The sequence below is a fragment of the Alteromonas sp. ISO5 genome, from assembly GCF_058105165.1.
In genome coordinates, this window is the sequence record NZ_CM176572.1 from 4,806,742 (window position 1) to 4,821,400 (window position 14,659).

Annotated in this window: 10 protein-coding genes; 3 read left to right on the forward strand and 7 right to left on the reverse strand. The window is 48.6% G+C overall.

The window, feature by feature from the left end; genetic code table 11:
* Positions 1-92 precede the first annotated feature (92 nt).
* Entirely contained in the window at positions 93-1,151 is a 1,059-nt protein-coding gene (locus tag AC2T0J_RS21795) for an efflux RND transporter periplasmic adaptor subunit (RefSeq protein ID WP_489807822.1), read from the forward strand.
* Positions 1,144-4,251, forward strand: coding sequence for an efflux RND transporter permease subunit (locus AC2T0J_RS21800; protein ID WP_489807823.1), 3,108 nt, complete (start codon positions 1,144-1,146; stop codon positions 4,249-4,251). Before AC2T0J_RS21795 ends, AC2T0J_RS21800 begins: the two co-directional genes overlap by 8 nt.
* Positions 4,252-4,473: 222 nt before the next feature.
* On the opposite strand, the gene AC2T0J_RS21805 is transcribed toward AC2T0J_RS21800, so the two are convergent.
* Positions 4,474-5,307: a DUF5677 domain-containing protein gene (locus tag AC2T0J_RS21805; protein WP_489807824.1), complete on the reverse strand. Its 834-nt coding sequence runs from the start codon at positions 5,305-5,307 to the stop codon at positions 4,474-4,476.
* Positions 5,308-5,391: 84 nt separating this feature from the next.
* The gene (locus AC2T0J_RS21810) at positions 5,392-6,789 is read right to left on the reverse strand and encodes a TIR domain-containing protein (RefSeq protein ID WP_489807825.1); all 1,398 of its coding nucleotides are present in this window, start codon (positions 6,787-6,789) and stop codon (positions 5,392-5,394) included.
* A gap of 47 nt (positions 6,790-6,836) precedes the next feature.
* Here AC2T0J_RS21810 and AC2T0J_RS21815 point away from each other — a divergent pair, with 47 nt between their 5' ends.
* Positions 6,837-7,004: a CcdB family protein gene (locus AC2T0J_RS21815; protein ID WP_489807826.1), complete on the forward strand. Its 168-nt coding sequence runs from the start codon at positions 6,837-6,839 to the stop codon at positions 7,002-7,004.
* A gap of 226 nt (positions 7,005-7,230) precedes the next feature.
* On the opposite strand, the gene AC2T0J_RS21820 is transcribed toward AC2T0J_RS21815, so the two are convergent.
* The 5 genes from AC2T0J_RS21820 to AC2T0J_RS21840 all read right to left on the reverse strand — a co-directional run bounded on the left by AC2T0J_RS21820 (position 7,231) and on the right by AC2T0J_RS21840 (position 14,633).
* Positions 7,231-8,379 (reverse strand): alpha/beta hydrolase, encoded by a 1,149-nt coding sequence (locus tag AC2T0J_RS21820; protein WP_489807827.1) that lies wholly within the window; start codon positions 8,377-8,379, stop codon positions 7,231-7,233.
* Between the two features lie 109 nt (positions 8,380-8,488).
* On the reverse strand, positions 8,489-8,890 hold the full coding sequence (locus AC2T0J_RS21825; RefSeq protein WP_489807828.1) for a TerB family tellurite resistance protein: 402 nt from the start codon (positions 8,888-8,890) through the stop codon (positions 8,489-8,491).
* A 207-nt stretch (positions 8,891-9,097) separates the two neighbouring features.
* Positions 9,098-10,318 carry a phosphoenolpyruvate carboxylase gene (locus AC2T0J_RS21830; protein WP_489807829.1) on the reverse strand — a complete coding sequence of 407 codons (1,221 nt, stop codon included), beginning with the start codon at positions 10,316-10,318 and terminating at the stop codon, positions 9,098-9,100.
* Positions 10,315-10,950, reverse strand: a complete 636-nt coding sequence (locus AC2T0J_RS21835) for a condensin complex protein MksE (protein ID WP_489807830.1) — start codon at positions 10,948-10,950, stop codon at positions 10,315-10,317. The genes AC2T0J_RS21830 and AC2T0J_RS21835 overlap by 4 nt, the downstream gene beginning before the upstream one ends.
* Entirely contained in the window at positions 10,947-14,633 is a 3,687-nt protein-coding gene (locus tag AC2T0J_RS21840; RefSeq protein ID WP_489807831.1) for an ATP-binding protein, read from the reverse strand. The genes AC2T0J_RS21835 and AC2T0J_RS21840 overlap by 4 nt, the downstream gene beginning before the upstream one ends.
* Positions 14,634-14,659 lie beyond the last annotated feature (26 nt).

The window sequence follows — 14,659 nt, forward strand, 5'->3', positions numbered from 1 at the left end:
CGATAATACGAATTATTAACAATAAAATAATAATGCGCCCTCTTTAGTGTTAACTACGTAGCAGTTGATGATGGAGGTATTCAGGAAGCGACATGATAAAAAATTTGAAAAGAATGCTTTGTATAGGCGCTCTGGCACATCTGGTGCTAATGGCTACGCCGGTCTCAGCACAAAGCTGGGGCGGCAAAGGAAACAGTGCCAAACTGGTAGTCCTCAATAAAATTGAGTTTATGCACGAACAAAAAAACGTCGAGGCTGTGGGTACCGCAGAAGCAGTTAAATCTGTCACCCTCTACCCCGCAGTGGCTGATGAAGTGACCGCGGTAAATTTTGTGCCGGGTCAAAAAGTGAAAAAAGGCGATATTTTACTGACCCTGGATGATCGTCGTCAGGTGGTTGCTGTGCGCCGCGCTGAATTGCAGCTTGAGGACGCTGAGCGGGCGCTGAAACGTCTGGTTGACAGTCGCGACCGGGGCGCAGTAGCAGAAAGTGAAATCGATATCGCCCGCACCGCCCGCGATCTGGCGAAAGTAACTCTCGACGAAGCCAAAGCTGATTTGGAAGATCGTCACATTGCGGCGCCTTTTTCCGGCTATGTGGGTTTAACCGATGTGGAAGTCGGCGATCGGATTACCACCACGACAGTGATAACCACCCTCGACGACCGTACCAGTTTATATGTCAATTTCCGTGCACCAGAGTCTGCCGTGTCGCTGTTAATGTCGAAAACCTCGGTGACCTTGCAGCCCTGGTCTTCGAGGGATGTGTCGCTAACCGCGGATATCGCGCAGTTGGACTCGCGCATCAATAATACCGATCGTACCATGGCGGCCCGTGCTCTATTACCTAATGCACGTGATTTATATCGCCCGGGTATGAGCTTTCGGGTAAAACTCAATCTGCAGGGTGAGCGTTACGCCGCTATCCCTGAAGCCGCTTTATTGTGGGGAGCTACCGGCGCTTACATCTATATCGCAGTGGATAATAAAGCCAAGCGTGTGGATGTGAGCGTGCATCAGCGTCTGCGCGGAACTATTTTGGTGAGTGGCGATTTAAACGACGGCGATATGCTGGTTGCTGAAGGTATCCAGTCGCTGCGTGAAGGTCAGTCCATTACCACCTCATTGGCGCGGAGAGACACCAATGAGTAACCTTGCTGACAATCATAACGACCTCCCCTCGTTATCGATTCGCCGTCCGGTACTTATCATTGTTTTAAACCTGCTGATTGTTATTGCAGGCTATGCCGCCTTAAACGGGCTCGAAGTGCGTGAACTGCCCGATGTGGATACGCCAACCATTACGGTAAGTGCACAGTATCCTAATGCGTCACCGGAAACCGTGGATGCTGAGGTGACTGCCCACCTTGAAGGTGCCGTTGCCCGGGTGAGCGGCGTTAAGAATATCTACGCACAGAGCGAAGAAAACTCTGCCCGGGTGCGGGTGGAGTTTCGCCCCGGCATTAACCTCGACGATGCCGCCAACGAAACCCGCGAGTCAGTCAGCCGGGTACAACGGCAATTGCCCGACGAAGTTGAGCAGGTTTCTATTATTAAAGCAGACAATGATGCTCAGGCCGTTGTGAGTCTGGCTATTTCCAGCGAAACCCTCGACACAGAAACACTCACCGAACGGGTTGATACCGATTTAGCACCGCTATTTTTAAGTATCCCCGGGGTGGCAGATGTGACCCTGAATGGCGACCGCGCGCGAGTACTGCGGGTATCAGTGGATCCATTACGTCTTACCAGCTTTGGTTTGTCGATGACAGACGTAGCCAATGTGCTGCGTACTGCCCCGTTTGACGTTCCGGCGGGCAGCATCCAGTCCAGCGATCAGATGCTGATTGTACGAGCCGACGCCACCTCGCTAACCGCCGAAGATATCAAAGACATTGTGATCACCGGCGATACCCGCATAGGTGATGTGGCCAGTGTTTACTTTGGCCCGGCCGACTCAACCAGCGCTGTGCGTCTGGACGGAAAACCGGTTATTGGCCTTGGCGTTATCCGTCAGGCCAGCTCAAACACCATCGAAATTTCCGATGAAATTCTGGCCATGGTCGACACCTTTGATGAGCGCTTTCCTGAAATGCAAATTCAGGTCACCTCCGACGACGCCGAATTCATTCGCGACTCTGTTGAAGAGGTCGCCTTTTCCCTGGGGTTAACCATTATTCTGGTGGTCTTCACCCTGCTGTTTTTCATCGGTTCATGGCGAGCAACCATCGTACCTGCGTTATCCATTCCGGTGTCACTGACTGGTGCACTGGCGATTATCTGGTTACTCGGCTTTTCGGTAAATATTCTGACCCTGCTGGCGCTGGTGCTGGCCACGGGTATGATTGTAGATGATGCCATCGTGGTATCAGAAAACATTCAGCGCCGCCGGACCATGGGTTTAGGCGCCAGAGCAGCAGCTGTAATTGGCACCCGTGAAGTGTTTTTCGCGGTTATCGCTACCACGGCGGTGCTGGCTTCGGTGTTTATCCCTATTGCTTTTCTGCCCTCAACGGCCGGACGCTTGTTCCGGGAGTTCGGCGGTGTGCTGGCCGGCTCAGTGATCATTTCATCTTTTGTGGCCTTGTCTTTGGTGCCCGCGTTAACCGCCCGACTGCCGGTGAAATCACCAAAAGCCAATAAACGTAGTTTGTTTGACGCCACGCTGGGCCGTGTTGGTCACTATTGCCTGCAGTTTTATAAAACCTCCCTGGTCTGGTCGTTAAAACACGCCTGGTTAGTGCTGGTTCTGTGTTTACTGGCTGCTGGCGGCGCTTATTTTACATCACAGAGCATTGAGAACGAGTTACTGCCCAGCGAGGACCGCGGCACCATTCGTATATTTGCCCGTGGTCCTGACGGTGTGGGGCGCAACTTTATGGACCGCCAGGCCATGAGCATGGAAAGCCTGCTAATGCCTTATGTAGAAAGTGGAGAAATCGCTTCTATTTATACGGTGGTGGGCAGTTGGGATCCCAATATCGTGTTCATTACCGCAGATTTGAAACACTGGGATGAACGTGACAAATCGGTTCAGGAAATCATTAGCGAAATACGGCCTAAATTGCAATCAGTGCCTGGCGCACCAGGGAATGCTTTTGGTGGCAACAGTCTCAACCTGCGTGGCCAGAGTGGCGGCCTTGAACTGGCGCTTACCGGTGACACCTACGAGCGTATTTATGACGCCGCCCTGATTTATGCTGCAGCCATAGAAGAGCAAATGCCAGAGCTGGGTACGCCCCGAATCAGCTATAAACCTACTCAGCCACAACTGCGGGTTAATATCGACCGCCGCCGGGCAGATGAGTTAGGTGTTCCGCTCAGTGATATTTCCTCGACGCTGCGCGCCGCTATCGGTGGTAATGACATCATTGATTTGAATATTGGTGATCAGGCTATCCCCATCATTCTGCAAACCAATGACAGAAACACCAGCGATCCGTCTGACCTGACCAACCTGTACGTGAAGTCAGATAACGGCAGTCTTATTCCGTTATCCAGCGTGGCCTATATTACTGAGGAAGGCGTAGCCGCGGAGCTTGAACGTCAGGCCCAACGCCGGGCAATTAAACTCGACATGAGCATGCCGGAAGATATCACCATCAATGAAGCCGTAACAAAGTTAAGGAACATTGGTGACGAAGTGCTGCCGGAAGGCATTGGTACGATTTTCCTCGGCGAGGCACAAGCCTATGAAGAAACCTCACAACAAGTCGCCATGACGTATATCCTGGCTTTTGTGATTGTGTTTTTAGTACTGGCCGCGCAGTTTGAAAGTGTGAACAGTGCCGTGGTTGTTATGCTCACCGTGCCGTTCGGTATCGCTGCTGCAATTTATGCCCTTTACCTTACTAATACGTCTATAAATGTGTATTCACAAATTGGTCTGGTGATGCTGATAGGTCTGCTGGCCAAGAATGCGATTTTGCTGGTTGAATTTGCTGACCAATTACGTGATCGTGGTTATGGTGTATACGACGCAATAGTTGAAGCCGGTAAGGTTCGCCTGCGGCCGATTATGATGACGCTGGTTTCCACGATTTTAGGTGGACTACCGCTCATTCTGTCCAGCGGCGCCGGTGCCGAAGCCCGTAACGCCATTGGCTGGGTGGTGTTTGGTGGGCTTGGTATTGCGGTAATCTTTACCCTTTACCTGACGCCGGTTATCTACCTTGGTCTGGCCCGTTTTACCAAACCACGGGCAGATGAGACCAGACAGCTCGAGGATGAACTGGCGGCTGCCGAAGTTTAAAACCATTCCTTTGGTACTAATCAGCCCGCTTAGTGCGGGCTGTTTTCGTTACGGCGGAAAATACTGTAGCTTACCTTCCAGGAAGGTTATGAGCGAATAGCACACATCAGAAATTCAGGTAGCTTAGTCTGCTTAAGACAAACAGCGGACCTTGAAACGCCTCAAAAATCGGCAGTGTTTACAGTCTACACTGTCCGAATGATGAGACTTGTTAGCTTCATCTCAATGTTCATCCGCTAATATAAGGTTAATTGCTTTCTCTATAATTTGGTACCTGTTGTTTCGGTAAGTATCAATTAAGTCGCTAGTCTCAATATTCTTTAAAGAATGAACATCTTCGAGTATTGCGTCCATCATAATTACGAAGTACGCCATTTGACCTATTGAGTGATGTAGAGTCTGATACGAGCAAGAAGATGCTCTGCCATATAGCGTTGAGAAAAATGGGCCATCATCTAGATTGCTAAATGGGTATGCTACGGAACCCGCGTATATACTAATGCTCGCTCCATGAATACTATCAGAATAATACTCTTCATTTTCTTTTCGTATAATTAGCGCTTCCTGAGTATTTTTTTGTTTTAAGTACTTTTCTTCTAAAGCCTTAATCTTTTTAAAGATAAATTTCTTCTTACTAAATAGTTCATAGTGCGCTTGCTTTGAGCTTTCCGCTGCATCCCATGTTTTGTAATCCTCAGAGTTCGAGAATAGGATTAGATTTTGATAGATCCTCTCATCCAAGACTCTAACTAAAGATCTTGCTTGGGTATCAAACCCGTTTATACAGAGCTCTTTTATTGAAATAAAAGTATTAATCAAATCTGTCAGGTGGGCGTGAAATTTCCAATCGCTAGATGGGTAAGTACTAGAGAGTAATATGTTTTCATTGCGCTGGTTTGTCATTGTAAAAAAAGCTAAACCACTAAGTACTGCAGCTATAAAGTCGATTAATTCTATTTCTTTCTTGAAGTGCTTTTGGCTATCTTTTAAAGATTCTGCCTTCATCTCTGAAAGACCAGAGAGTAGCCAAGAAAGGTTTTGCTTTTCTTCACTCATCTTAATATCCATGTGGGAACCTAACACCGCGCTCTGCGGCAAATTTGGAGCGCAGCGGAAAATCTATCCGACAGCAGCGCCTTGTTAGCCCTGCTCTATTTTCTCGATCAAGGAGTTTGCTAGATCTTCAGGCTTGCATCTTCTCAGATCTATGTAACCGACATTTGACGATAGCCCTACAATAGGAACTTCATCAATCACCACTGGGAGTAAATATGTTTCAGTTCTTTTTCCTCTCGCCTCTTTTCCTATTTCCAGTTCGAAATTTGTCCAATCTTTTTCAGGGTAATGATTAGATAAAAATATGACCATATATTGGGCATCGTTTGCATAAACATCTGCTAGCTTGATTCTCAGATCGGTTCCCCAAAGTTGATGTTGAACATCAAAGTCATAGAAAACCGTATAGCCAGAACTATTCAGGATATCTTTAACCTTCTCAACAATAGGCCTGTCCTCTCCAGCAAATGAAACTGCAACATCCCAAGGATAGCCTGTACGCCTTAGTTTAATTGACTGGCCGATTTCATCTAGGTTTGTAAGGCTTAAATACAGCCCGAAAGAAGGGTCTTCAATTGATATACTCTCCGAATCACGATTGACATATATAGCGTCTTCGAGACCTCGCTCTTCTATGACTGAAGGCAGGTATTTAAGACAATTGTGAAAAGATGTTGTCTTCTTTGCTTTTTCTTTAGCATCATCAATTGACGCCAATAGTCTTTGTTGGATTTCTTGGAACTGAATTTCTCCTTTACCAACAATCCCTATTATCTTGATAATATCGAAATAAGTATTATGAACAGATCTAGCTTGTTGCTTTCCTTTACAAAGTCCTACTAGCTTATTGTGGTACTTTCCTCTATAGATCCTTAATACTCCATCCTTAATTTCTTCCATTTGGCAATCTACACTTTGTGGAGATTCCTGGGTTTTGAGTATCTTTTTTCTAATACAAGCAACCCTACAAATTACTTGTATCGCTGATGGTATTCCATCAGCAGCTTTTACGAATTGAGAACGCGCATCATCAGAAACTTTTATGTTTAGATGCTTTTCACCAAGTTCAATTACTTGTTCACAAAACTTGTCTTCTTGGCGCTTCATTTCGTAAACGTCATTTCTTATCCCAAGCTCAGAATCAATATCAAGCATTTTTTTACTTGAACTAGCTATCCCGATAACAAAGAACCGAACCTCTTGTTCATGCCATCGTTTGAGCTTGTAACCTATATCATTTCTCACTTTTTCAGTAAGGTGATGAAAGTCATCAAGGACAACAATTCCAGCTGCTTGCAAACATAAAAGAATCTCATCTTGATCATTTTCACAAGAAAATTCCTTGCAAAATATTTGGCTCAATTCTTCTGTATGAGAATGGTCCCTGCCAGATATCCAATGAGTTTTGCCAGGGCCGAAGCCTGCTTCATCCAATGACTTTTTGGCGAGTGTTGTTTTTCCACAGCCAGACGGGCCGCTCAAAGTTACATGCTTACCACTAGTAACTAGAGAGCCAACACAGTCTTTACATGAAAAAATTGACGCCGGAGATAGAAATCGAAGGCGCAACATACTTATTTCTAGCCCAACAACTTAGCTCTATACCCGAAGACGTGCTCCATGACCGAGTTGGTTCGCTGGAGCAATCCAGAGAAATGCTAATAGATGCTATAGACTTCGCTATTACTGGAATATAACAAGTTATTGCTAAGACTTCATAGTAAGACCTGTTTCTCCTGAAAAACTATAATCTGGGTTTTCAGAGAAAGGGATATTAGGCGCCTTCTATACGTACAGACTGTCCGTAGGCAGCCATCCAGCTAACGACGGCTTCAGCCATAATGAGAATTTATCACTGTAAAAGTATATGCTTGATGAGATAGTTTATTCGGGCAATTGCTCGACGTTGACTGAAGTACCTGGTTACTCCTTTACCACCTTTTGTGGGTCAATTTCCAGCAGTTGTTCAATCGCCCCGATCATAGTGTCGAAGTAAGGGTTATAAGTAAGACGTGCAAACACCTTGCCTTCCTCGGTTAAGCCCCAGGGGCCATACCAGACCTCCTCGCCCGCTTCACAACGCTTTGTTTTACTGCTGCCCTGACCATTATCACAAATCCTCTGGGCTCCACCGATCCCATACAAGGGATTGGCCGCACTAAACAATACACTCATATGCGAGGCTGCACCGATCCGCTGCGCCGGTATTGTCATGCTAAGCACCTGGCTGTCAGCAGGCGCATCTTCTTCTTCACCCAACCACAACAACTGACTCGTCGGGTGACGAAAATACGCCATGTAAAGCTCGGCTACCGTATTTACATCAACCACACTATCGCCCTCTGGCACCACCAGTAACGCGGGTACAGTAACCGGTTGCTGATGCAATGACGCCTGAACCGCATCAACGCTTTTCTGATAGGCGGCAAACCCTTGCATGGCCATGGAATTATAACGTGTCGGGTTATCTTCAGGTTCAACATTGGGCCAGCTAAAGACAGCGGTTAAATACGGTGCCAGCCAGGTTACCGCAAACCGGGATTCAAACGCCGGCGAAAACAGCAATAAACCGGCAATATCATCACGCTGACCTACGGCTACGACGGCCAGATTAGTGCCGGTGGAAAATCCGGCCAGATATAACTCATCAACCTCGCGTGAGAACTGCTCAACGTGGAAATTCGTGGCATGTTGCCATAGTTTATAGCTGGCGTTCAGCATATCGCCGGGTTTGGAGCCATGGCCTGGCAACAAAATAGCCCTAACCCACACATCACGGGCACACAAGCGTTTGGCAACATCCCGAAAAAAGTACGGCGAATCACCCAGACCATGGATAAACAACACCCCTTTTGTATTACCGACACCACATTCGAAAGGGGTATTGATTTGGACTTCCCAGCGCTTATCTGAACCGGTGGCTTGCCGGTGTCCACTAAGCCAGTTGGCAACGGCTTGCTGGTAAGCGCTAAATGGGGTAATTGTGGTCGGCACAAGGCTGTCCGACGGAGAAAATCGTAGATCGCGGGTTTGCTGACAACTGCTTAACAGCATGGCTGAGCCAGTTATCACCAATACCACCAAGCAAAACAGCCGAAATAGTTTCATCAGGCAGGGATAGTTTGATTACACTAAATACCCATGACCCTACCTTCGTTCCGGCTGCTTTTCAAGAAATGCGTCAGGAAGCTACTGGTAACTCTACCCGACTAGCGGTGAGTTGCCGGGCCAGTATTTTGTGGGTTAACAAGCTCAGTAACTCAGTTTCTTCTTCACTGCGCTCGCCGTCTACACCGGACATCGCCATGGCCACTTCCAGTGCCTGGTTAGCATTAAACGCCAGATCAGATTGCAAGCTACGCAAAATATCCGCGGCTTCACCGGTATCCAGGGCCGTTCGGGTTTGGTAGATAACTTCGTTAACGTAAGCTTCACGGCAGATTGGACTGTCCCATTCAAGGGATTCTACCAGCTCTTCAAGGTAGTCCTGCTCGCTGAGCAGAATTTTTCTGTCGACCTGATAAAACAATACCGCAAGTTTTATCAGTGCCTGATTAAATTTTTGTTCTTCTGACAAATGCATAACAGCTCCTGTTCACTACAACCAGCATCCGGCCGGTAACTTCTTTAACAGATAGTACCCTATCATGTTATACAAATGTTAAGTATAAGTTTAAATTCTGATTTGCCAAGACCAATTTCATCTAAAAACCAGCTTTTTATGGCAATAAAAAACGGCTCCTGTCTCCCCGACAGCGGGCCGTTTTTGTATCACGCTGATTGGGTACTGTTATTTTAGTCCTAAAGTCACATCATGGATCACAAAATTACCGGTATATCTTTCATCCACGCGCCCGACCGGATCAATAGCAAAGAATAACTTGTCTTCATCATCAAGGGCCTGATAACCGCCAATCACCTGATAAATCCACACTTCCGGATCAAACTCCAGCTCGTGCTGGCTGAAATAATCCAACGCCGATAATGCCTGACCGTTGTCAATCACTTCACAGAAATAGGCATCCACTTCTTCCTGTAGCGGATCGCTTTCTAAATCCACTGACTGCTGTTCACTGATATCAATGGTCGATGCTTTCTCCGGTTCACTCACCGTGGGCTTACGGCGATACACACAGCTCAACGAAGCAACAATCTGCTGTAATTCCTGTTCGTGAGCTACCTGATTAACGTCAATGCTGGCCGGCTTCAGCATCGCCGCAGACTGATTAAACAGCACCGGCACCTGGGTAAGATTGGGGTAATTCCCCGGCGCAAAGTCAGGGTGATGCTCCAGGTGCAGTAAAAAGCCCTTAAGCAACCGTGTACGCCCCTGAAACTCACGAAAACGCCCAAGTAAGTCGAGCAGTCGTGCTTGCGCAACAGACAGTTCCTGGGTGGCTTTAGAAAAGCTCTGTTGCAGTGCCACTACCAATAAATGACGAAGTTCACGATTGCTGCCAGCGATCTCACTGAGCTCATCAAAGCGGAAACATTCCAGTTGATTAAGCAGTTCTGACACCTGCCCCTGCGCCAGCTCGTTTTCACGGATTTTGGCTTCCACCGACGACACATAACCAAACTCGTTATTAATGCGGCTAAACATCACCCGCACGCTGTTAGCCAGCGATTCGGTAAGCTGGTATACGTGCTCGGTCAGGTCGGTCATGTACGCGTGGGCTTCGTTAAACCGGTTGTAGTGCAGCGACTCTTTATAGTGCTCCGCAATGGTTTTCAGGCTCGCCAGCGCGGTGCCGATATTGGCATTAATGTTGCGGTTACGCTCATCCTGCAGGCCGCTTTCCAGCAAATTTCTGACCGCACTTTTAAGCCGCAACGCGCTCTGTGGGTCCGGGCGCCACAAAATCCCCAACTGAATGAGCTGCTCAAGTATCTTGCGACTAAAATTAGACTCATCCACCGACCCATTCACGTAAGCATGCATAATCAGGTCGCTGTGGCGACCCAGTGCATTCAAAAATCGGCTCCCCGCCTGGATCAGCACCTGACTCATAGCAGACTGCCCTGTTGAATAGCCGCTTCCGCCTGCTCAGATAACGACAGCGATTCAGTTTCGTCTATGAAACGGATCACTTCGAACAGGTGCTCAACCTTACCGGTAGCCAGGTAGATTTGCTTTTCCGGATTCGGTTTCATCAGGTAACCTAAATCCGTGAGTTTTTTAAATACCTGTTTGAGCTGACCTTCCAGGTTCACACTGGTGGAGCCGAATAATCGGTACCGGGAGATTTTCTCCAGTTGTTCACTGTAAGCCGGCGTGTCTTCGATAACGGTTTGCAGCTCATTTAAGCGTATCGCGTTGCCCATGGTGAGCGGCATATCCGATTCACTGGCCTGTTGAACCAGTAACAACCACTCCACCAATGGCACCAGACTGGAGGTGGTTTCCTGAAACTGCTGCAGTAACACTTTACGCTCTTCGTCACCCAGGGTGAGGTAGCCGGCAAAAAACACTTCGCCTTCACCGGTGGTGGCCAGAGTGCGGTTAAGCAGATTTAAGTGGGGTTCAAGTTTACTGGCATTATCGCGGCTTTTTAAAAACCGCCAGCTGTCTTCATCACTCACCTGACAAATAAACTGGCCATTAAGTAATGCGCTTAATACCTTGCCCTGTTCGGTCATCATGCTGACACCTCCTGCTTGGCTTTACGGGCCTGAATCAATGATGACAGGTTAGAGCTTTTCGGCTGAACCACCTGCAATTGTTTGGACACTTTGTCGATGAGATAACGGTTCTCAAACAGTTTTAACACATCGGACTCCGGATTCGGGAATGCGCCGACCACACTGATATTGTTGGCCTGACAGGCATCGAAAATCTTTTTCACATTGCTTTGGTGCAAGGTACCCAGCTCGTCGATTGGCCAGTGGATCACCGCGTCCGCTTCACCACGCAACAAACGGGTAAAGGCCAGCAGGAACTTACATAAAATCAGGTAAGCCATACCATGGCTGGAAGACTCATTCAGTTGCCTGTCGGTGCGGATCACCAAATCACTGTTGCCCTCACGCAGGTGAAGTTCAATATCCAGCAATTTACTGATACCACCAGACAGTGCAGCGCGGCCAAGGATATCCAGCACGCGGCGCATACTCTGCCCGTATTCATCATCCGGCAGTTCGTGGGCGCCCTCTTCCATCCAGCTGTCGTACAAAGTGCGAAAATGCTCCAGCTCCGGCCAGAATTCCAGTTCACTGATGCGTGAACGAATCTTCACCGCGGAATCAGACACGCCGTCGAGGAACAACTCCCCATCGACTTCTTTACTAATACGACGGCTCTGACTGACAATGCGCTTATCAATATCGGCCAGTACAAAGTAGTACTGACTCAGATCCGCACCAAAGATCCGGCCCTGCTCGCGCAGCCCTTGAATCTTCTGCGGCACAATGACGTTTAGTAACTGGGATAAGTGCCCCACCATGCGGCGATGATCAATGCCTTTCACGCCATGAGAGTTAATCACTGCGCATTCTTCCCGCGCGCGCTCCCAGGTGTCTGACAGACCGGTGCCGGCCTGGGCGGCAATCAACTGGTCGAATCGCTCCACATAATTACGAATATCACCGAGTAATTCTTCGCGCTCTTTCAGTAACGCCTGAGCGCGGGATAGACGCTGCGTGATGCTAAGCTCATCATGTTGCCATTGTGCCACGGCATCAACTTTGGGCAGCGTTTGTTTGGCCAGATTCTTCGCCAGTGTATCCACCTGACCAAGCTGTTCGGTAGCCACGCTTAGCAATTTTTCCAGCTCAGACTGTTTGGTTTTTAAAGTCTCGCGGGTTTCCCGATACTGAACCTGCAGCTCGTTGAGCTCCCTTTCAGCCTCACCCAACGCTTTACGGGCTTTGGTTAACCCCTGCTGCCAGGTCACTTTATGACCGGTGAAGACGGTCTGATACCAGCGGTCGTAATCGGCGACTTTATGGCGCTGGGTCTCTGTTTTATAAATGGACTCTTTCAGGCTTTTTACCTGCTTTTTGAGCTGACCGATTTCATCAACATCCAGGCCCCGCTGATTAAGCTCGTTTTCCAGCCATTTGGCCATTTCCTCCCGGTCATTGGCCGCTGACGCTTTAGCCTGCTTGATTTCACCATCAAGCTGAGCCAGACGCGCGTCACTGTCGGCAATCAATTGCTGCCAGTGGAAGCTGTGTTCAGTCATGGCTTCACGTTGCTGATCTTTAATATCGTCACGGTCCATTTCAAACTGGCTTTGCAGTTTTTTCTGCGCTTGCTGGTTTGCCTCAAGCTGCGTTTTGGCGCGCTGCTTACGCTCTTTGAGCGCATGCTGATATTCGCTTAGTACCGATTCTTTATCCTGTGTGGCGCGTTTACGAGCCGCTTCTGCACTGCGCACTGCGTTGTCCTGACGGGTCATGGCCAGTTCAGCAACCCGCACGGCTTCGTTACACCTGGCCAGCTCGGCTTCACATTCGTTTTGTTTATCCAGCGCATCGGAAAGCGCCGCTTCGGCTGCACCGAGCGAGTGTTTTAAATCCTGCTCAGTTTGCGCATAAGCTGGCGCTGCCAGATGCTCCAGCGACAGTTCTACGCCGTACAGGCCACCAGCAATCTCAGCCGGCTTAGGATGCAGATCCGTGCGGTCGAGTAATTCCGGGCGGATCAGGCGGCCAATTGAGCTCTCCCATTCATCCACATTGGCGCGCAAATACTCCAGCAGCGAACCTTCACCGGGGTACAGCAGTGCATTAACATCTTCCACCTGCTGTTCTGCTTTGCGGTGCGCAGTGCGGGCTTTCTCAAGCGCCTGATTAGCGGTGTCGCGTTGCTGAACCGTCTTTTGATAACTGCTTTGAGTTTGGCGGTACTCACCACGCACACTGTCTTCGCTGATACTCGCCTCTTTAATAGCGGCATCGAGCAGCTCCAACTGCGACTGTTCAAATTCGTTGTAACCGGCGTTGGCGAGCGCCACTTTAGCTTCGGCTTCACTGACCTTCAGCTCATTGAGTTTGGCATGGTAGCTGTCGCTCAAAGTTTGAATCTGTGCGTCGTAATCGGCTTTAATGTCCTGTAAAGCTTCCCGCTCCTGCTGTTGCTGCTCACTGCGTTTTTCCGCCGCTTCCTGACGGGCTGCCGACAGTTCTTCTACCTGGGCACTTAAGGTTTCGCCAATTTCAGCTACCCGGCGGTTATAGGCCGATTCAATATCCTGATGCTGCTCAGTAAGCAATGTATAACGACTGGAGACCAGCTCTAAATCGCGCTGCCACTGGGGCAGTTTGGCCACATCTTCTTTGAGCTGTTCGATATTCTGATCCTGCCAGTTATCAAACTCGCGTTCCACGGCATCCAGCTCTGCGGTGTACTTTTCCACATCGGCACGCGAGGCGGAGACCTGCTGGTTAAGTTCATCCCGGCGTTCATTCCAGGTGCTATCACTCAACTTTTTCTGATGAAGTACATCATCGAGTTGTTGTCGGGCCTCTTCACTGCGGGCGGTGAGCTTGGATTTATCCAGTTCAAAGGCCTGGCTGATTTCTGCCAGGTTACCCTCGGCCTCCTGCAAGGCCATATTGGCTTGTTCGAGGCGGGTAAACTCAGGACGGACTTTGTCGAATGCGCGGATCAGGTGGCATTCACGGATCCAGTCATCCACCCGATTCCTCGACAAACTTGAAGTAGGTGGCTGTACACCGTCTTCTTCCAGTATAGCGGCAATCATGGCCTTGATGGTTTCCATTTTGCCTTCTTTCGAATGAACCGCTTTCGCCAGCTTTTCGATATGTCGCAAATGCTCACTGGACTGGCTTAAACTGAATACCTTGGCATAACCGAGTAACTCGCGGGCACTGCTGCTTTGATTTAACACACCCTGGTCATTTTGTAATACCGCTCGGAAGTCCTTGGTAGTTAACAGGCTTGACACCACAATATTATTGCGCTTCATCGCGCGAGCAATTTCGGTAGATGTCAACGAAGCATGCTTACCGCTTTTTTGCTGATACAAGTAGTCATCCAAATCGAAGGGCTTGGCAATAAAACGGTAGTTAACACCAGTGCCATTGGAACTTAATACGGCCTGACACAGTTCGCCATCAGCACGAGCGTATTCATAAATAATAAAAGACGACTGACGAGGCAGATACCAGCGTTCAAAACTATCACGCGTTGCAGGGACTACCCGGCTGGGATATTCACCGTAAAAAACCGGGATCAAACGTTGCAACGTGGTTTTACCCGATGCGTTGGTTCCGCAGATGTTGGTGTGCCCGTCAAGCTTAAGTTCAACGACGCCCGGTAAGTGAGTGTCGATAAGTATAATTCGTTTAAGACCGGCCATAGGATTCCTGTTTCTTTATTAGAACA